This is a genomic window from Comamonas trifloxystrobinivorans (assembly GCF_043359985.1).
Lineage (GTDB): Bacteria > Pseudomonadota > Gammaproteobacteria > Burkholderiales > Burkholderiaceae_C > Comamonas > Comamonas trifloxystrobinivorans.
Genome location: NZ_JBHZGV010000012.1, coordinates 111592 through 130670 on the forward strand (window position 1 = coordinate 111592; position 19079 = coordinate 130670).

General features: G+C 63.4%; 19 protein-coding genes. 9 read left to right on the forward strand and 10 right to left on the reverse strand.

Going from position 1 to position 19079, the window contains the following annotated elements; translation table 11 throughout:
• Positions 1-1140, forward strand: a complete 1140-nt coding sequence (locus ACFIQF_RS15965; protein WP_393944358.1) for a c-type cytochrome — start codon at positions 1-3, stop codon at positions 1138-1140.
• Between the two features lie 76 nt (positions 1141-1216).
• Positions 1217-2191, forward strand: a complete 975-nt coding sequence (locus ACFIQF_RS15970) for a 2-hydroxyacid dehydrogenase (RefSeq protein ID WP_393944359.1) — start codon at positions 1217-1219, stop codon at positions 2189-2191.
• A 12-nt stretch (positions 2192-2203) separates the two neighbouring features.
• Here the strand turns inward: ACFIQF_RS15970 and ACFIQF_RS15975 are convergent, their stop codons facing one another.
• A complete protein-coding gene (locus tag ACFIQF_RS15975; RefSeq protein ID WP_393944361.1) occupies positions 2204-2644 on the reverse strand; it encodes a BLUF domain-containing protein in 441 nt (146 codons plus the stop codon).
• A 167-nt stretch (positions 2645-2811) separates the two neighbouring features.
• Here ACFIQF_RS15975 and ACFIQF_RS15980 point away from each other — a divergent pair, with 167 nt between their 5' ends.
• The 3 genes from ACFIQF_RS15980 (at position 2812) to ACFIQF_RS15990 (ending at position 5156) form a co-directional block, all read left to right on the forward strand.
• Positions 2812-2964, forward strand: coding sequence for a hypothetical protein (locus tag ACFIQF_RS15980; RefSeq protein WP_393944362.1), 153 nt, complete (start codon positions 2812-2814; stop codon positions 2962-2964).
• 228 nt (positions 2965-3192) lie between these two features.
• Positions 3193-4122 carry an aromatic amino acid DMT transporter YddG gene (gene yddG / locus ACFIQF_RS15985; protein WP_393944364.1) on the forward strand — a complete coding sequence of 310 codons (930 nt, stop codon included), beginning with the start codon at positions 3193-3195 and terminating at the stop codon, positions 4120-4122.
• Positions 4123-4229: 107 nt separating this feature from the next.
• The gene (locus ACFIQF_RS15990) at positions 4230-5156 is read left to right on the forward strand and encodes a hypothetical protein (RefSeq protein WP_393944366.1); all 927 of its coding nucleotides are present in this window, start codon (positions 4230-4232) and stop codon (positions 5154-5156) included.
• A 114-nt stretch (positions 5157-5270) separates the two neighbouring features.
• Here ACFIQF_RS15990 and ACFIQF_RS15995 read toward each other — a convergent pair whose 3' ends face one another.
• Positions 5271-5711 carry a peptidase dimerization domain-containing protein gene (locus ACFIQF_RS15995; protein ID WP_393944368.1) on the reverse strand — a complete coding sequence of 147 codons (441 nt, stop codon included), beginning with the start codon at positions 5709-5711 and terminating at the stop codon, positions 5271-5273.
• 20 nt (positions 5712-5731) lie between these two features.
• The gene (locus ACFIQF_RS16000) at positions 5732-7489 is read right to left on the reverse strand and encodes a zinc-binding metallopeptidase family protein (RefSeq protein ID WP_393944370.1); all 1758 of its coding nucleotides are present in this window, start codon (positions 7487-7489) and stop codon (positions 5732-5734) included.
• A gap of 331 nt (positions 7490-7820) precedes the next feature.
• Here ACFIQF_RS16000 and ACFIQF_RS16005 point away from each other — a divergent pair, with 331 nt between their 5' ends.
• Positions 7821-8495 (forward strand): LysE family transporter, encoded by a 675-nt coding sequence (locus ACFIQF_RS16005; RefSeq protein ID WP_393944371.1) that lies wholly within the window; start codon positions 7821-7823, stop codon positions 8493-8495.
• Positions 8496-8753: 258 nt separating this feature from the next.
• Here ACFIQF_RS16005 and ACFIQF_RS16010 read toward each other — a convergent pair whose 3' ends face one another.
• The 5 genes from ACFIQF_RS16010 to recA all read right to left on the reverse strand — a co-directional run bounded on the left by ACFIQF_RS16010 (position 8754) and on the right by recA (position 13544).
• Complete coding sequence (locus tag ACFIQF_RS16010) at positions 8754-9182, reverse strand: peptidase dimerization domain-containing protein (RefSeq protein WP_393944373.1); 429 nt, start codon at positions 9180-9182, stop codon at positions 8754-8756.
• Positions 9183-9200: 18 nt separating this feature from the next.
• Positions 9201-10958 carry a peptidase M20 gene (locus ACFIQF_RS16015; protein ID WP_393944374.1) on the reverse strand — a complete coding sequence of 586 codons (1758 nt, stop codon included), beginning with the start codon at positions 10956-10958 and terminating at the stop codon, positions 9201-9203.
• Positions 10959-11278: 320 nt separating this feature from the next.
• The gene (locus ACFIQF_RS16020; RefSeq protein WP_393944376.1) at positions 11279-11764 is read right to left on the reverse strand and encodes a VOC family protein; all 486 of its coding nucleotides are present in this window, start codon (positions 11762-11764) and stop codon (positions 11279-11281) included.
• Positions 11765-11892: 128 nt separating this feature from the next.
• Positions 11893-12342, reverse strand: coding sequence for a recombination regulator RecX (gene recX, locus ACFIQF_RS16025; protein WP_393944378.1), 450 nt, complete (start codon positions 12340-12342; stop codon positions 11893-11895).
• 128 nt (positions 12343-12470) lie between these two features.
• Positions 12471-13544, reverse strand: a complete 1074-nt coding sequence (recA, locus tag ACFIQF_RS16030) for a recombinase RecA (RefSeq protein ID WP_393944380.1) — start codon at positions 13542-13544, stop codon at positions 12471-12473.
• Between the two features lie 197 nt (positions 13545-13741).
• On the opposite strand from recA, the gene ACFIQF_RS16035 reads away from it, so the two are divergent.
• Positions 13742-14230 carry a MarR family winged helix-turn-helix transcriptional regulator gene (locus ACFIQF_RS16035; protein WP_393944381.1) on the forward strand — a complete coding sequence of 163 codons (489 nt, stop codon included), beginning with the start codon at positions 13742-13744 and terminating at the stop codon, positions 14228-14230.
• A 105-nt stretch (positions 14231-14335) separates the two neighbouring features.
• On the opposite strand, the gene ACFIQF_RS16040 is transcribed toward ACFIQF_RS16035, so the two are convergent.
• Positions 14336-15418 (reverse strand): Zn-dependent alcohol dehydrogenase, encoded by a 1083-nt coding sequence (locus tag ACFIQF_RS16040; RefSeq protein ID WP_393944382.1) that lies wholly within the window; start codon positions 15416-15418, stop codon positions 14336-14338.
• 245 nt (positions 15419-15663) lie between these two features.
• The gene (locus tag ACFIQF_RS16045; RefSeq protein ID WP_393944384.1) at positions 15664-16608 is read right to left on the reverse strand and encodes an SdiA-regulated domain-containing protein; all 945 of its coding nucleotides are present in this window, start codon (positions 16606-16608) and stop codon (positions 15664-15666) included.
• A gap of 251 nt (positions 16609-16859) precedes the next feature.
• Between ACFIQF_RS16045 and ACFIQF_RS16050 the strand changes: the two genes are divergently transcribed.
• Positions 16860-17546 (forward strand): response regulator, encoded by a 687-nt coding sequence (locus ACFIQF_RS16050; protein ID WP_393944386.1) that lies wholly within the window; start codon positions 16860-16862, stop codon positions 17544-17546.
• Positions 17547-17608: 62 nt separating this feature from the next.
• Entirely contained in the window at positions 17609-19054 is a 1446-nt protein-coding gene (locus ACFIQF_RS16055; protein WP_393944387.1) for a sensor histidine kinase, read from the forward strand.
• The last annotated feature ends 25 nt before the right edge of the window (positions 19055-19079 follow it).

Here is a 19079-nt window from a genome sequence, read left to right on the forward strand (position 1 = left end):
ATGGATTACCAACGCCCCAACCACCAGCCCACCAGCGCAGAGCAAGCCGAACAGGTCCAAAGCGAATACCTCTACCTCAAACTGTTCGCGGCTTTGATTGTGCTCACCGTTTTGGTCGTGTCCGTCTACTACGGCTTGCGCGTCAGCCGCAGCATGCAGGCGAAAGAACCGGCACGCGCTACGGCAGCGCCAACCACTGCACCAACGGCGAGCACTGCCGCTGCGCCAGCCCAAGCGGCCAGCACCAACGCTGCACCCGCGCCCAGCACCGCAAGCGCCGCCAGCACGCAGGCAGCGCCAGCAGCAACTGCAACTGCAGCCGCTGCGGTGTCTGCGCCTGCCAGCCACGCATTTGCGCCGCCTGCTGCAGACCAGATTCCCGAAGGCCCCATGGGCGACATGATCCGCAAGGGCGAGCAAATCTTTTTGCACACCGGCGCCAACGCCAAAGGCTTTGTCGGCAACACGCTCAACTGCGTCAACTGCCACCTGGATGCGGGGCGCCTGGCCAACTCTGCGCCACTGTGGGGCGCATACACGCAATACCCCGCCTACCGCGCCAAAACCAAGAGCGTGGACACTTTCTCTGAGCGCCTGCGCGGCTGCTTCATGTACAGCATGAACGGCAAAGCCCCACCCGATGGCCACGAAGTGCTGGTCGCGCTGGAGGCTTATGCGTACTGGATGTCCAAGGGCGCGCCCGTCGGCGAAAAGCTGCCCGGCGCCAGCTACCCCAAGGTCGCCAAGCCCGCGCAAGCGCCCGATTACGCTCGCGGCGAAACCGTTTATGCCGCCAAATGCGCGCTCTGCCACGGCGCAGACGGCCAGGGCCAGCGCAGCGGCGATGTGCAGGTTTTCCCGCAGCTGTGGGGCAAACAGTCGTACAACTGGGGCGCCGGCATGCACGAGGTGGACAAGGCCACCGGCTTTATCAAAGCCAATATGCCGCTGGGCCTGGGCAACAGCCTGAGCGACCAGGAAGCCTGGGACGTGGCCACCTTCATCAACAGCCACGAACGCCCGCAAGACCCGCGCTTCACCGGCAACGTGGCCGACACGCGCAAGCAGTTCCACGACAGCGAATTCTCGCTCTACGGCCAGACCGTGAACGGGCAATTGCTGGGCCAGGGGGTAAAGTAGCAAGAGCGACGGCCAACCATTGGCTGCTGCTGTGGAATGGGCAAAGCGCCACACCCGGCGCTTACACTTTGCGGCCATGACCTCTGCCGCCTCTGCCACCTCCACCGCGCCGCTTCACCTCATCGTCAAAAGCGGCGGCGCAGCCGCCATGCCGGAGTGGCGTGGCTACTTTGCCGAGTTTGCGCCGCAGGTGGTGGTGCACGATTGGAGTGAGCCGCCGGCTGATCGCAGCTTGATCGACTTTGCGCTGGTCTGGGAGCCCGATGCGGGTGTGCTGGCGACGTTTCCGCAGCTCAAGGCGGTGTTCAGCTCGGCAGCAGGTGTGGACCATATCTTGGCGGACCCGCTGCTGCCCGCGCATTTGCCGGTGGTGCGCATGGTGACGGCAGAGTCGCAGCAGCGCATGGCCGAGTTCTGTTTGATGGCTACGCTGATGCTGCAGAAAAACCTGCCGCGCGTTCTGGCGCAACAGCAGCGCCGCGAGTGGATCGAGTTCAATCCGCCCAGCATCGCCACCAGCACCACGGTCGGCATTCTGGGCCTGGGCACATTGGGCGCTGCCGTGGCGCGGCAATTGCGGGCTTTGGGTTACCAGGTGCAAGGCTGGTCGCAAACGCGCAAGCAGATGGAAGGCGTGCAGAGCTTTTGTGGTGCGGATGAGCTGCCCGCCTTTTTGCAGCACAGCCAGGTGCTGATCTGCTTGTTGCCAGACACTGATGCCACGCGCGGCATTTTGAACCAGCAACTGTTTGCGCAATTGCCACGCGGTGCGCAGTTGATCAATGCCGGGCGCGGCACCCAGCTGAACACGGCTGATTTGCTGGCTGCGCTGGGCAGCGGTCAGCTCGACAGCGCCTTGCTGGATGTGGCCGAGCCCGAGCCTTTGCCCGCCGATTCGCCGCTGTGGCAGCACCCGCGCATTCTGCTCACGCCGCACATCGCCGCCAGCGCCAGCCGCCGTGCCAAAGCGCAGCAGGTGGTGCGAAGCATGGCGCAATGGCAAGCGGGCGAACCGCTGGCCAATGCCTTGGATCGCCAACGCGGTTACTAGAGCGGCGTTTTTTCAGGCTTTGTCCAGGGCGCGGTCCAGGGCTTGCCAGTACTGCAATGCGCTTACGCCCTCCAGCTTGGCCAGCGCAGCCAGCGGGTCGCCCTCATCGACATACGCATACGCCATGGACCAGGTCGGGTAGCGGCGAGCGCCCTCCAGCTCAGCCTGGAGCACGGGCGTGAATGCGGTGTGGCGGCTGTCGCGGCTGAGCCGTTGGATCAGGCCTTGGAGGGCCGGCACCGGCCCTTCCAAATACTGGCCAAAGCGCCAGCCATCGAACACCAGCAGCCCCGTGAGCGCATGCTCTGCATTGAACTGCCGCGCCGCTTTGACGATGGCGGCGACGCAGTCCGCGCCCTGCCCCTCGGCCAACAGGCTGTGATACAGAAAACACTGAAGCCTTGAGTTGCTCAACCCGATCCCCTTTGATTTTTTAGCGCCGTGGCTGGGCATGGCGCCTTGCGTTGCACGAGCTTAGCGCATTCTCCGCTTGGAGACGGCGGCCTGCGCTTGCGGGCGGTCCTACAGGTGCAAACCCCTAGGCCAAGGGGCACCAGGCGTGCCACCAAGACGCGCACTCTCTCGTATAGTTTTCGGATTCCCGATGGAGAGCTGCAGCAATGGATTACACCCGCCCCAACCATGTTCCCACTGATGCCGAAGAGGCCCGCCAAACCGAGCAAGAGCAGCGCGGCCTGATTATTTTTGCCGTGCTGGTGGTGGCGATCACCCTGGTGGCGGCCATTGTTTTTGGCAGCCAGATCACGCGCTGAAACGCCCGCACGCTCTGCCCACCTTGCCATGCCCCGGCCACCGGGGCCTTTGTTATGGGCCATGAATGAGCCGCAGCGGCGCCAGCCGCAAGCGCAGTGCCCGTTCCTCCGGCCTCAGGCAGAGCGGAGCATTTTTTCCCACCACAGCCGCTTCAAGGGCTCCCGCTTCAGCCACAATCGCCGCTGGGCCTGGATTTGCTGCGGGCCCGTCTGTGCCCTGTTGCTGCCATGTCTTCCGCCCCTTCCGCCTCTCTTGCCCCTGACGCTGTTTCTCCCCGCGCCACCGCCATCGGTCTGTCTGCGGTTTTGTGCTGGTCTACCTCGGTCGGATTGTTCCGCAGCGTGGCCGAGCATCTGGGCCCCATCGGCGGCGCGGCCTGCGTTTTCACGCTCAGCGCGTTGCTGGTAACGCTGCGTTTTGGCCTGCCCAAGCGCGCGCAGTTGGCACGCATGCACCCGGCCTATCTGTGGGGTTGCGGCCTGGTGTTTGTGCTCTACGAGATTGCGCTGTCGCTGTCGCTCGGCTTTGCCAGCAACCGCAGCCAGACGCTGGAGCTGGGCATGATCAACTACCTCTGGCCCAGCCTGACGATTGTGCTGGCCACCGTGTTTGGCTTGCAGCGCTTTCATGCCGGCCTGGTGCCCGGCGTGTTGCTGGCTATGGCCGGCATTGTGCTGGTGCTAAAAGGCGACGGTGCGCTGTCGGTGCAAAGCGTCTGGGCCAATGTGCAAAGCAACCCGCTGGCTTACGGCCTGGCGTTTGCCGCAGCCTGGTTGTGGCCTTGCTACTCAGTCATCTCCAAGCGCTACGCGCAAGGCGCCAACGCGCTGTCCCTATTTTTGTGGCTGGTCGCAGCGGTGCTCTGGGCCAAATATGGATTGAGCAGCGAAGGCGCACTGCAGTGGTCGCTGCCCGCCGTGGTGCAATTGGCCATGCTGGGCGGCCTCACCGCGCTGGGCTACAGCTGCTGGGATTACGGCATTCGCCGCGGCAATCTCACGGTGATGGCAGTGGGCTCGTACTTCACGCCCGTGCTTTCGGCCCTGGTGGGCACCGTCTGGCTGCAAGTGCAGCCGGGCTGGAGCTTTTGGCAGGGCGTGGCCCTGGTCACTGCCGGCTCGCTGATCTGCTGGTGGTGCACGCGCAGCCGCCACTAACAGTTTTCTGCCAGCGCAACAACCAGTAACCACAGCCGCTACACGTTGGCACACCAGCGCCATGGCCGCATGGCACACTCGCGGGTTTTGTACCAACCCGAGGGGGGATGATGCTGGGAAAGATTGAAAGTGCTTTGCTCTACCTGATGCGCCTGGTGATGGTGCTGCTGGTGCTGTTCACGCTGTTCACCTTTGTGCTGTGGGGCGTGGAGACGCTGCGCCCGGCCAAGAGCGAGACGGAGCAGGCCGAGGCCAACAAGCAGCGCGATTGGTCGGCCGTCAAGGTCAGCGATGAAGAGCTGAAAAAGATCACCTATTCCGATTTTGGTTACGGCGATGCCGACCAGGCCTTGAACGACGGCAAGCTGGCCGCCGACAGCGCCGTGGTAGCCGCGTTTGCTGAGGTCGATACGCTGCTGCGCACCGCTATTGAGCGCAACCCGGAAGCCCGTAAAAAACTGGAGCAAGAGAACGGCGAAGCTGGCCTGGCGCCCGCCAAGCCGCTGCCCGAGATCATCAAAGCCCTGCAAGCCAGCCAGAGCGCCAGCTATAGCGCTGCAGCCGCCGTTGCCGCAGCAGCGACCGATGCCACCGAAGAATCGGAAAGCGATTACCAGCCCCAGCCCACCAGCATTGGCGAGGCTTTGCTGAACCAGGCGCGCAACACCATCAGCAGCTACGGCTATGACGCCGGCCGCGCTTTTGTGCTGGGCGCGCCCGCAGCGCTGAAGACTTTGCTGGCCGATCCGCAAGTGCAAGCCGGGATCGACAAACAGACCGCTTCGATGGTGGTGAGCAACCTCACGCTGAACTACGGCATGTCGTTCAGCAACAAAGCCAGCGCCAGCGAGCCCAGCGAGAAGCCGCGCCACGGCTGGCTGGAGCGCCTGCTGGAGCCGAGCAATCTGCTGGTCTTCACCATCCTGCTCTGGAGCTTTGTGCTCATGATGATGATCGTCGTCTTCCTGCGCGTAGAGCGCCATTTGCGCGCCATGGCCGCCGAAGGCAAGCTGCTGGCGCAGCGCAAACCATAAGCGTTTGTTGCCGATCTGAGGCTGCACGGCGCAAGCCGCCGCAGCCCATAAAAATGGGGAGCCCAAGGCTCCCCATTTGCGTTTTAGAGCAGCTTTTTGCTGCCCGGTACGGCTTTACTGCTGTTTGACGCTGTAGCGGATATCAGCCGGCGCGCCAGCGGTCAGATCACCGGGTTTGACCTTGCGGAAAGCGTTTTCCGTCTCGGCGCCGGTTTTGGAAGCCGCCGTCACCTTGGCCAGCAGATCGGCCGCGCTCACGCCCGAAGCCGGGTTGAGTTTGACAACAAACTTGCCATCGGAGGCGATCGAGTTGACCGAGTTGCCGCCGGTCAACTCCGAGACCGAATAGCTGCCCGCCGGCAAGCCCGATTTTTGCAGCTCCATCATCGCGCGGGCTGCGGCATGCAAGGCGCTGGTACGGCCGTAGTTGCTGCTGCTGTGGCCGCCCGGGCCTTGGAATTCGGCCACGATGGTGGTGGCCGCGCCTTGTGCCTGGGCCAGGCTTGCGCCGGCCGCCAAAGTAGCCAACAACAGGCTGGAAATGATTTTTTTCATGGTTTCGCTCCTGTTCCTGCTTACTTCACTTCACGCGTACGCACACCGATAGGTGCCAGCGCCGGCTCGATCACGCTGCCATCGGCCATGTTGTAGCCCGAGGCAATCAGCACCGCCGTCAGCGCACGCTGAATGCGCTGCACTTCCTTGGCCGGATCACCCTTGGTGCCCCATTCCCAGAAAGCATGGCCGCCGCCGCCCGCTGCGTTCGATGCCAGCGACCAGTTGTAGGTAGGCACGCCGGTGTTGGCGGGCACGTTGTCGTTCAGGCTGCTCGATCCGCTAGGCACCTTGCTGGCCTTGTCCACATCCACCGACAGCGCCGATTGCCAGCCCGCTTGCAGCGCGATATTGGCCGTGTCGCCGTTGACAAAAGCGGGGCGCAGGCCGTACCAGATTTGCTCGATCGAGACAGCATCTTGCGCGCCATCGGTCTTGCCCATGCGGCTGTTTTCTGCTGTCATGCCAGCCTTGAAGGTGGGCTCGATGCTGGCACGCACCTCGTTCAAGGTGTCGGTACGTTCCGAGCGCATGTCCACCAGCAAGGTGCAGCTGGGGATCACATCGCTGCCAGCGGCCGGGGCTTCGCAGCTGGCTTGGCCCACGGTGTAAGTGGTTTTGAGCGCGTCGCTGCGCAGCTCGGAAGGCGTCTTCACATCGGCAATCTTGGCGATGGTGGCCGCCATGGCTTCCACAGCGCTGGGCGAGCCGTCGCCTGGCGTGGCTGGAGCCTTGAACTTCATCTCGAAACGGTAGCTGCCAGTGAAGTTGATCGCGCCACCGCCTTCGGAGCCGAAGTTGGCCACGATGTTCAGCGGGTTGGAGCCAGTGCCCAGATCCTGGTCAAAGCCATAGAGCTGCTTCATGCCGGCCAGGTTGCCCTTGCCTTCTTCGCCCGCCGTGCCGCACAGCCACACGTCGTACACCGGCTTGATCTTGTGCTTTTTCATCATCTGCGCCAGGGTGAACACGGCCGAGGTGTTGCCCATCGCGTCCGAATAGCCAGGCACATACATGCGCACCGCGCCGCCCGCTTTGGCTGCGGCTTCGTTGCTGAACCACTTGCGCGCCAGGGCGTAGTTGGCGTCTTCAACAATGCGGCCCGAGCTGTTGAAAGCCAGCTCGCTGCTGATGGCTGCCAGCTCGTCCGGCGTGGTCACCACGGCTTCGGTCATGGGCTGCAGCTTGATCGGCAGGTACGGGCTGCTTGCAGGCGGCAACACCTCGGGGTTGACCACGTCGAGGTGCGACTCGATCAGCACCTTGGGGTATTGGCCCTTGTACGACTGCGCGCCCTTGCTGCTGGAGTAGCTGCCCTTGATTTCGACACAGGCGTTGTACACGGCCGAGCCGTCGACCACCTGCACATCGGTGCCGGCGATATTGCCGTCGGCCCGGGTCTTGATCTCGCTGGCCGAGAAGCCCCACTCCTGGGCCATGCGGCGGTGCACCTCGGCCACCATGCGGTGCTCGAAGCGCGAGGGCGATGCAATGCGCACCAGCTCCATGTGCTGGTCAAAACGCGCTTTCTCGCTGGCTGGCGTGTTGAGCTCGGCGGTGATGGCGAGGATGTTCTTGTCCGTCACCAGCTTGGCCGAAGCCGCTGCGATGGCCGGATCAATGGCGGGCACGCCATCGACAATCTTGGTCGGCTGGGGCAGCTGTGCTGCCGGGGTGTTGTCGTCGCTGCCCGATCCGCCGCCACAGGCGCTCAGCAGCAAAGCGGCTGACATGGCATAAAAAAGCGGTGATCGGCTGAAAGTTGTTTGACGCGTCATGCTCTGGTCTACTCCTTTGGAAGTGCGTGTGCACGGTTGCTCGTCCCCGCCAGCCCCGCGTGGTGGACTCTCGCGACATGCATGGGGTCATGCATGTTTATTAATTTTCACAATATATTTATAAAAATTCACACGGGCGCGACGCATCTTCTGCTTGACGCAAGTCAGGAACTGTCACCGATTTGTCAAATTAGGGTGAAACCTAGGCACAGCTAACCAGCAGCAACCATTTCCAATTGCAACAACCGCAAGGGCTGCAAAAGCGGCTCCGTCATCAGAGCAACGCAAAAGCAGCATCAACCCAGGCGCAGCAACTGCCACAATGCCAGGCATGGCTGCGCCCCGCCCAGCCGCTGACCGCACCACCATGTCTTACGCGCTTTCGCTGCTCACCATCGCCGGCATCTATCTGGCCATCCTCGCCAGCCCCGGCCCGAACTTTTTCATCCTCAGCCAAATGGCGCTGCAAGACCGCAAGCAAGAGGCGCGTGCCGTGGTCTACGGGCTGACAACGGGTTCGGTTTTCTGGGTGGTGTTGGCGCTGGCCGGCCTGTCCACTTTGTTGGCACAACACCCTTGGCTCTCTACCACGCTGCGCGTGTTGGGCGCCGCTTATCTGGTGTGGTACGGGGCGCATCTGCTGCGCTCGGCTTTCCAGCCAGCTGCAGCCACCGGCGGCACCGAGCCCAATGCGCCGCCCGCACAGCACCTGTCTACCAGCAGCGCTTACCGCACCGGCTTGCTCACGGGCATGACCAACCCCAAAGGCGCGGCTTTTTGGACCAGCGCTTTTGCCGCCCTCTTCCCGGCCCAGGCCCCGCTGTGGTTTTACGTGGCCACAGTAGTGCTGGTGACCAGCATGTCGCTGGGCTGGCACCTGGGCATTACGCTGGTGTTCGGCAACGCTGCCATGCGCCGCGGCTATCTGCGTATTGAACGCAGCGTGAATGGCGTGGCCGGCGGCGCGCTCGTGCTGCTGGGCATTCAGCGCATGGTGAGCCGTTAAACACGCGCAAGGCGACGTCGCGCTGTCGCTGTTTTGATGGCCGGTGGCGGCCGTGCTTGGGATCAACGCTCGGCTACAGCTGCCGGCGCTACGGCATTCGCCGTGGCAATCTCAGCGTGATGGTGGTCAACGCCATGGCACTGGCTGATCGCCGCCAATACCCAAGCCTACACAGCCGCTGGTGCCCCACAAATGCGCGCGCAGCTGCTATGAAAAACGGAGAGCCCAGGCTCTCCGTTTGTATTTGCAGCGGGCTGTTTATTGCTGCTTGACCGTGTAGCGGATGTCCGCCGGCGCACCCGCCGTCAGATCGCCTGGCTTGACGTTGCGGAAAGCGTTTTCTGCCTCGGCGCCGGTCTTGGCGGCGGCGGTCACTTTGGCGAGCAAATCGCTGGCGCTGATGCCCGATGCTGCGTTGAGTTGCACCACCAGCTTGCCATCAGACGCAATCGAGTTGACCGAGTTACCGCCACTGAGGGACGACACGGTATAGCTGCCTGCTGGCAATCCCGCTTTTTGCAGCTCGACCGCCGTGCGCGCTGCCGCATGCAAGGCGCTGGTGCGGCCATAGTTGCTGCTGCTATGGCCGCCGGGGCCCTGGAAATCGGCCACGATGGTTTGCGCCTGGGCCAGGCCCGCCGTGCACGCCAGGGCCGCCAGCAGGGTGTGGGAAATCAGTTTTTTCATGGTTCTCTCCTGTGGGGCTTATTGCACTTCACGCGTGCGCACGCCGATGGGGCCGACGGCCGGGGGCAGCACCGTGCCGTCGGCCAGGTGGTAGCCCGAAGCGATCAGCACCGCCGTCATCGCGCGCTGCATGCGCAAGGCTTCGCGCTTGGGATCGCCGCGTGTGCCCCATTCCCAGAAAGCATGGGCGCCGCCACCCACCACGGTGGATTCCAATGTCCAGTTATAGCTGGGCACGCCGGTGTTGGCGGGCACGTTGTCGTTCAGGCTGCTGGAGCCCGCGCGCACCTTGGCCACCTTGTCCACATCCACCGATTGCGCCGATTGCCAGCCCGCCTGCAGTGCCACATTGGCGGTGTTACCGTTCACAAAGGCCGGGCGCAGGCCGTACCAGACTTGCTCCATGGTCACGGCGTCGGGCGCACCTTCGGCCTTGCCATAGCGGGCGTTTTCCGCCATCAGCCCGGCCTTGAAGGTGGGCTCGATGCTGGCGCGGATTTCGTTCAGGGTATCGGTGCGCTCTGAGCGCATGTCCACCAGCAAGGTGCAGCTGGGCGCCACGGCGCTGCCCGCTGCCGGCGCTTCGCAGCTGGCCTGGCCCACGGTGTAGGTGGTTTTGAGCGCGTCCTTGCGCTGCTCCGACGGTGTTTTCACCTCGGCAATCTTGGCGATGGTGGCGGCCATGGCTTCGGCAGCGCTGGGCCCCTTGGCCGAGGGCTGCGCGGGTGTTTTGAACTTCATCTCGAACCGGTAGCTGCCGGTAAAGTTGACGGCACCGCCGCCTTCCGAGCCAAAGTTGGCCACGATGTTGAGCGGGTTCGAGCCCGTGCCCTTGTCCTGGTCAAAGCCGTAGATCTGCTTCATGCCGGCGAGGTTGCCCTTGCCCTCTTCACCCGCCGTGCCGCACAGCCACACGTCGTACACCGGCTGGATGCCGTACTTTTTGAACATGTGCGCGATGGTGAACACCGCCGACGTATTGCTCATCGCATCGGTGTAGCCCGGCACATACATGCGCACGGCATTGCCCGCCTTGGCCGCATCCTCGGTCGCAAAGGACTGGAAGGCGCGCGCGTAGTTGGCGTCTTCCACAATGCGGCCGTTGGCGTCAAAAGCCAGAGTCGTGTTAATGGCGGCCAGTTGCGCCGGGGTTTTGACCACCGGCTCGCTCATGGGTTGCAGACGGATCGGCAGGTAGGGGTTGCTGGCAGGCGGCAGCACCTCGGGGTTGACCACGTCGATGTGCGATTCGATCAGCACCTTGGGGTACTGGCCCTTGTACGACTGCGCGCCCTTGCTGCTGCTATAGCTGCCTTTGATGGCGACACAGGCGTTGTAGACCGGCAAGCCATCGACAATTTGCACGTCCGAGCCTGGCAGATGGCCATCGGCACGGGTTTGCACATCGCTGGCGGCAAAACCCCAGTCGCTGACAAAACGTCGGTGCACTTCGGCCGCCATGCGATGTTCGTAGCGCGATGGCGAGGCAATGCGCACCAGCTCCATGTGCTGGTTAAAGCGCGCCTTTTCGCTGGCAGGCGTGTTCAACTCGGCCATGATGGCGAGCAGCTTTTTGTCCGCCACCAGCTTTTGCGCGGCAACGGCAATCACCGGGTCGATAGCGGGCACGCCGTCGGTGATGGTGGTGGGCTTGGCGACCGGGGCCGAGGCGCTGCCGCCACCGCCCACCGACGTGCAGCCGCCCACGGCCAGCAACAGGGCTGCCGACACAGCGACCGACAACGGGGATCGAGAGAAAGGAGAGAGGCTTGTCATCTTGGGCAAGTGCTTCCTGAAATGTGCCTGCGCACGGGGATTGTGGATAACTCGGTGGATAGCCACATCAGTGCCAGATAGCTACATTTTTAATAGCATCAAACAACTGCATAATGCGCGCTACATCCGAGATTAGGCCGCGAGCATAAACGAGCCACCGCCCTCGCCTTCTCCGTGAAAACGCGAGGTTGTCGTAAGCAAATGCATCCGCAACGATGGCCACTGTGCCCGAGCTGCGTCATCAGTGCGCTGGATCACCGCGCTGGTGCTGCTGGACATTCAGCGCATGGTCAGTCGCTAAACAAGCTCCGAGCTTGCTATCAAGCGCCCCGGCGCGCTGCCTCGATGGCCGCGATGTCGATCTTGGTCATGCCCATCATCGCGGCGAACACGCGCTGGGCGGTGGCAGCGTCGGCGTTGAAGACGCCTTCGGTCAGCACCCGTGGCGTGATTTGCCACGAGATGCCCCAGCGGTCCTTGCACCAGCCGCAAGCGCTTTCTTGCCCGCCGTGGTGGACGATGGCGTTCCAAAGCCGGTCCGTCTCGGCCTGGTCATCGGTCGCAATTTGGAAAGAGAATGACTCGTTGTGCGCAAAGTGCGGCCCACCATTGAGCCCAATGCACGGAATGCCGGCCACCGTGAACTCCACCACCAGCACGTCACCCTGCTGCCCATCAGGGTAGTTGCCTGGTGCGTGGTGCACCGCGCCTACGCGGCTGTCGGGGAAAGTGGCCGCATAAAAGCGGGCGGCTTCCAGCGCCGCGCCGTTTTGGAACCAAAGACAAATGGTGTTTTTGGGAAGCATGCCGGTCTCCTTGCTTAGAACCTGTTTCCGATCTGCAAGCGCACCAGCCTAACGGATACCAACCGAACAGGGGTAACAAGATTCAGCAGCCGGTGCTGGCAGCCTTGGCCAACTCGCGGCAGGCGAGGCTATTCCTCGTCGCTGCCCGCCACCACCTTGCGCACCACATCGCCACCGAAGCCCCGGCTGGCCAGAAAACGCATTTGCTTGGCGCGCTCCTGTGGGGTGGTGGGCGGGGTGCCAAAGCGGCGCTGCCATACCTCGCGGGCTCGCGCCAGCTCGGTGCCACGCAAGCGCTCTACGGCATCGGCAATCAGCTCGTTGTCTACGCCTTTGTGGCGCAGCTCTTGTGCCAGGCGGCTGGCGCCAAAGCGGCTGCCTTTGCTGTAGATCACACTTTCGACCACGCGCTCGGCGCTGATAAAGCCCTTGGTCTCCAGCTCGGCCAGCACGGCCTCCAGGTCGTCGCCCTCTTCCACATGCTTGGCGAGCTTGCTGGCCAGCTCGGCACGGGTATGCTCGCGCAGCGCCAAATAGCGCAGAGCACGGCCTTTGAGGGAGAGTTTGGCAAACGACATCAGCTTTTCAACACGACAAAACAAAGAGCTGCTGGCGCTTGGTGGTAAGCGCCAGCAGCTGGTTTTTGAACAAATGGCTGGGCCGCGATCTCTACGCAGTGGTATTGCAAGGAGATCGCAACACCTTCTTAGGCCTGGGCGCTGGCCTCGGGCATCTCGATCACGCCGTCTTCGGCGGGGCGCGGCGCAATATTCAGGCTTTCGCGCACCTTGTTCTCGATCTCGATGGCCAGATCTGGGTTCTCGCGCAGGAACTCGCGCGAGTTGTCGCGGCCTTGGCCGATTTTCTCGCCGTTGTAGGCGTACCAGGCACCGCTTTTCTCGATGATGCGGGCGTTGACGCCCATGTCGAGAATTTCGCCTTCGCGCGAGATGCCTTCGCCAAACAGAATGTCGAACTCGGCGGTTTTGAACGGAGGCGAGACCTTGTTCTTGACCACTTTGACCTTGGTTTCGTTGCCAATGGCTTCGTCGCCCTTTTTGATGGTGCCGGTGCGGCGGATGTCGAGGCGCACCGAGGCGTAGAACTTGAGCGCGTTACCGCCAGTGGTGGTTTCGGGGCTGCCGAACATGACGCCGATCTTCATGCGGATCTGGTTGATGAAGATCACCGTGCAGTTGGTCTTCTTGATGTTGGCGGTCAGCTTGCGCAGCGCCTGGCTCATCAAACGGGCCTGCAGGCCGGGCAGCTGGTCGCCCATTTCGCCTTCGATTTCGGCCTTGGGAGTGAGCGCGGCCACCGAGTCGACCACGATCAGATCGACCGCACCCGAGCGCACCAGGCTGTCGACAATTTCCAGCGCTTGCTCACCGGTGTCGGGCTGGCTGATCAGCACATCGCTCAGGCTGACGCCCAGCTTTTGGGCGTAGCTGGTGTCGAGCGCGTGCTCGGCGTCGATGAAGGCGCAGGTGCCACCGAGCTTTTGCATCTCGGCCACCACTTGCAGGGTCAGCGTGGTTTTACCCGAGGATTCCGGGCCGTAGATCTCGATCACCCGGCCGCGTGGCAGGCCGCCTACGCCCAGTGCAATGTCCAAACCCAGCGAGCCGGTGGAGACCACCTGGATGTCCGCGATCGCCTCGCCTTCGCCGAGCTTCATGATCGTGCCCTTGCCGAACTGCTTTTCGATCTGGGCCAGGGCGGCGGCCAGGGCTTTGGCTTTTTCGGAATTGGCTTCGGGCTTGGTAGCGGTGGCGTTCATGGATTTCTCCTTGCGTTTGGTATTCATGTCGGTAGGTCTTGCACCAACTGTATGGGTATACAGCCTGGATGCTTGAACAGTAGTTTATGGGATCTGTACATTTTACAAAACCATTTTTTTAGTCAGTTTGCTTGACTATATCTATACTCGCCACACAGCCCTTGGCTTGAACGCAAGCCCTTGTTTTTACAAAGACCATGCCCATTCTTCTGCCCCATTTGCCCGACGACAGCTGGCGCCTGACCCACCTCGGCCGCCTGCTCGGCCATGCCATGCGCCGCTTTGATGCCCGGGTTTTGCAGCTGATGGTGCGCGATGTGGAGGTGCCACTGGCGCTGTCCAACCTGGCCGCACGCGACCAGATCAGCGCCGCGCACATCCACATCACACGCCACCTCGCCCTGGCCGGCGACCGCCTGACCGACCTGGCCGAGCGCGCTGGCATGAGCAAGCAGGCCATGGCCAGCCTGGTGGACCAGTGCGAGGCCTGGGGCCTGGTCACCCGCGAGAGCGACCCGCGCGATGCGCGCGCCCGCATCGTGCGCTTTACCGATACCGGTTTGCTGTGGCTGCAAGCCTTTGAGCGCGCCGTGACGCAGGCCGAGGCCGAGTTTCGCGAAGAGGTGGGCGACGAGGTAGCCACCGTGGTGAAACTGGGGCTGGAGGCTTACGCGGGCGATGACTGAGGCGGCCAGGCCTTGCTGGCGCAGGTTCCCACGCAGCAAAAAGGCCCGTATTGCCACGGGCCCTTGTCAGCGCGGTGAGCGCCTGAGCGCATCAGGCCGCGTTCATCAATCAAAGACGATCACGCTGCGTGCGATACCGCCGCGCTCCATGGCGGCGAAACCTTCGTTGATGTCTTCGAGGCGGATGCGCTTGGAGATCAGCTTGTCCAACTGCATGCGGCCTTGCATGTGGAAATCCACCAGGCGGGGAATATCCACGGTGAAGTGGTTCGAGCCCATCATCGAGCCTTGTACGCGGCGCTCAAACAAAAAGTCGTAGCCATGAAACTCCACCTTGGTGCCCAGCGGGATCATGCCCACAATGGTGCTGGTGCCACGCGGGCGCAGCATGGCAAAAGAGTCTTCGGTGCACTTTTTGATGCCGATGCACTCGAAAGCGTAGTCCACGCCGCCGTCGGTCATGGCGACGATCTTCTGGACCAGCTCGGCATCGTTACCGTCTACGCCATCGGTGGCGCCAAACAGCTTGGCCATCTCCAGCTTCTGGGGATCAATGTCGATGGCAATGATGCGCGAAGCACCCGCCAGACGGGCCGCGTGAATGGCGGACAGCCCAACACCGCCGCAACCAATGACGGCCACACGTGATCCCGCTGGAATCTGCGCCGTGCGGGCCACCGCGCCGTAGCCTGTCAACACGCCACAGCCCAGCAACGCGGCGTAATCCAGCGGCATGTCGTCGCGCACCTTCACGAGCGCGTTCTGGTGCACCAGCATCTTCTCGGCGAAAGAGGACAGGTTCAGAAATTGGCCCAGGTGCTCGCCCTTCCAGCGCAGGCGCTTAGCCACGCCAGGCGGCTGTTTGACAGCCGTGTTGACGCACAGGCTCAGGTGGCCGTCCACGCAGTATTCGCAATGGCCGCAATACACCGACAGGCACGACACCACGTGGTCGCCGGGCTTGAGCAAATCTACCCCGTCGCCCACGGCTTCGACCACGCCAGCGGCCTCATGGCCCAGGACAACGGGCACCGGTGTGGGGTACTTGCCCTGGATGAAATGCAGATCGCTGTGGCACAGGCCGGTCGCCTTCACGCGCACCAGCACCTCGTTGCGGGCGGGCTGGTTGATCTCGACTTCTTCAATGGTCATGGGCTGGCCCACGCCTTGGAATACGGCAGCTTTCATGTCTCTCTCCTGGTGGTTCACTCTGAAGGCGCCGCAGGCCTGGAGGCCTCGCAGCGCACTGCGGGCAGGTCAGGCAAGGCCTTGCGCCACACCCGAGCCGCGCCCCGGGGACGCGGTCTGAACCAGTCTGCCACTGCTGCACCAGCTGGGCTTGCGCTGCATCAGGCCACGGCGGCGCAACTTGTGCACTCTGCCTTGTCCATGTTCAGCGGGCCCGCGTGTCAGTCTTGCCCCGCTTGCCTGTGCTAACCCCGCTTCTCAAAGCGGTAGAACAAATTGGGCTCGGCCACGATGTACAAGGTGCCTGCCGGGTCGATGGCCACGCCTTCGGGCTGGCCGATGCTCTCGTCGAGGCCGCTCAAACCGGCCCACAAGGGCATCAGGCCCAGCAGTTCGCCGGCGCGCGTGTACTCGTAGAGCACGGAGGATTCTTCGCCCAGCAAGAGCAGGTTGCCGCTGCGCGGATCGACCTCGATCGAGGCCAGGTCGGTGCTAGGCACGCCGGCCGCGTCCTGGCTCTCCCAGGGGTGGGTGGCCAGTTGCAGGTTGCGCGCGCCTGGCGTCAAGACCGGCCCGTCCAGCGCCAGCACCTGCAGCGGCCATTTCTCTGTCACCGCCAGCAGTTGCTGGCGCTGGCTGTCCCAGCCCAGGCCTTCCAGGCCAAAGTTTTTGATGCTGGCCTCGCCCAGCGCCAGCACGGGGCCTTGTTGCGTCTGCACCTCGCGCTGGCCCGGGCCAATCTGCACCCAATGGATGCGGTTGCGGCGCTCGTCGGCAATAGCAAACCAGTCGTCGCGGATATGGGCAATGCCTTCGGGATCGCGCACGCCGCGCACCGGCATGCTGCGCAGCAATTGGCCCTCGGTGCTCAGCTCCACCACGGCTGGCGGGCGGTTGGTCACGCCAAAGAGCATGCCGCTCCGGGCGTCATAGGTAAGCCCGGAGAGGTTGTCCACAATGCCGGCAATCGGCCGGTGCTGGATGCTGGCCTGGTAGCCCGCCAGTTGCTGCGCGCCAGCCGGCTGCGCGGCTGCAGCCGCCAACGCCTCGGCTGGCTGCTGCCAGGGCATGCTGAGCGTGTGCGCCTGCCAATAGGCGGCGCCCAGCAGCAGCAAGGCCAGTGCCCCGGCCAGCTTGCGCTGCCGCGCCGGCCAACGGCCTGCATGCCCTCCCCGCGTTTTTGTTGTCATCCTGCTCCCATCGCTGCCAGCCTGGGCTCAGCCCCAAGTCGAGCGGCCATCCTACGCGCGCTGTGCGGCGTTTCCGTGACTGCGGCCGCTTTTTTACCCGCAAGATAGCGAAAAACCCGCTCGTCAGCGTCGGCAAAACAGCTGCCGGGCGGCATGGGGGGCGGGTTTGCACCAACATGGCTGCAGGCCGGCTCTGCCCCATTCCTACCCTGGGCCTGGCCTAGAATTGACCAATAACAAGAGGAGACCCCATGCGAATACTGATTGCCGAAGACGACCAGGTGCTGGCCGATGGCCTGCTGCGCAGTCTGCGCAACTCAGGCGCGGTGGTAGACCATGTTGCCAGTGGCAGCGAGGCCGACGCCGCGCTGATGGCCAACAACGAATTCGATCTGCTGATCCTCGATCTGGGCCTGCCCAAGATGCACGGTCTGGAAGTGCTGAAAAAGCTGCGCTCGCGCGGCTCGTCGATCCCGGTGCTGATCCTGACCGCTGCCGAAAGCGTGGACGAGCGCGTGCAAGGCCTCGACCTGGGCGCTGACGACTACATGGCCAAGCCGTTTGCACTGTCCGAGCTGGAGGCGCGGGTGCGCGCGCTCACGCGCCGCGGTGTCGGCATGAGCACCAGCCTTATCCAGCATGGCCCGCTGGTCTACGACCAGGCCGGCCGCGTGGCCACGCTCGACGGCCGCATGGTGGAGCTGTCAGCGCGCGAGCTGGGTTTGCTGGAGGTGCTGCTGCAACGCTCGGGCCGCCTGGTCAGCAAAGACCAGTTGGTCGAGCGCCTGTGCGAATGGGGCGAAGAGGTCAGCACGAATGCGATCGAGGTCTACATCCACCGCCTGCGTAAGAAGATCGAGAAGGGCCCCATCCGTATTGCCACCGTTCGCGGTCTGGGCTACTGTCTGGAGAAAATTCAGACGCCCGCGACACCATGATCAGCTGACGACCGGCGGCTGAACCACTTCCACCCACCGCCACTTTCAGCACAAGGACAGCCTTGGCCCTGTTTCGTAGCGAGCAGCGTTCATTGTTCGGTGAGATCCTCGATTGGATGCTCACCCCGCTGCTGCTGCTGTGGCCGGTATCGCTGGCACTGACCTGGCTGGTGGCGCAGAACCTGGCCAACAAGCCGTTTGACCGGGCGCTGGAGTACAACGCCCACGCGCTGGCGCAAATCGTCAACGTGCAAGGCGGTAAAACCTATTTCAACCTGCCGCAGCCGGCCAGCGAGATTTTGCGTGCCGACGATTCCGACGCGGTCTACTACCAGGTGATCGCGCCCAACAACCAGTTTTTGGCGGGCGAGGCCGATCTGCCGCAGCCCAGCAAAGATGTGGAGCGCGTCGTGGGCGTGGTGCAGTTGCGCGATGCCGAGTTGCGCGGCATCGACGTACGCATTGCCTGGATCTGGGTGCGACTGTCGCTGCCCGAGCCCAATCTGGCGCTGATCCAGGTGGCCGAAACGCGCGAAAAGCGCAGCGTGCTGGCCACCGAAATCATCAAGGGCGTGATGCTGCCGCAGTTTGTGCTGCTGCCGCTGGCAGTGCTGCTGGTGTGGCTGGCGCTGGCGCGCGGCATCAAACCGCTGCACCAGCTCGAAGAGCGCATCCGCGCGCGCAAGCCCGACGATCTCTCGCCCATTCACCACAAGGACGTGCCGCTGGAAGTGGTGCCGCTGGTCGATTCGGTGAACGATCTGCTCGGCCGCCTCAACGACTCGCTGGCCACGCAAAAGCGCTTTCTGGCCGATGCCGCGCACCAGCTCAAAACGCCTTTGGCCGGGCTGCGCATGCAGGCCGAAATGGCCCAGCGCGCCGACGCCCAGGCCGACGATCTGAAGCTGTCGCTGCAGCAAATCGGCCGCTCCAGCATGCGCGCCACCCATACCGTCAACCAGCTGCTGGCGCTGGCGCGGGCTGAAAGCCCGGGCGCGCTGCAGCAGCGTGCGCCCTGCAATATGGCCGAGATTGTGCTGGACGCCATGCACGACTGCATCGACCGCGCCCTGGCCAAGCACATCGACATCGGCTACGACGGCATGCAGCCCGAGGACAGCGAGGTCTGGGTCAATGGCAACGCCACCTTGCTGGGCGAGCTGGTGCGCAATCTGTTGGAGAACGCAGTCAACTACACACCCTCCAGTGCGGCCGCGCCTGGCATCATCAACGTGCACCTGCTGGCCGACCGCTTTGGCCATGTGCTGGTGCTGCAGGTGGAGAACTCCGGCCCCGGCATCGCCGAGGAAGACCGCGAGCGCGTCTTCCAGCCCTTTTACCGCGTGCTCGGCAGCGAGGTCGACGGCTCCGGCCTGGGCCTGCCGATCGTGCAGGAAATTGCGCGCCAGCACGGCGCCACCGTCACTCTGGAAGACGCCTTCCCCAAGCAAGCGCAGCGCGGCGTGGTGTTCAGCGTGCGTTTTCCGACGGTGAAAAAGCCGCAGTAACACTGGCCTTGGCACATTGCTATAG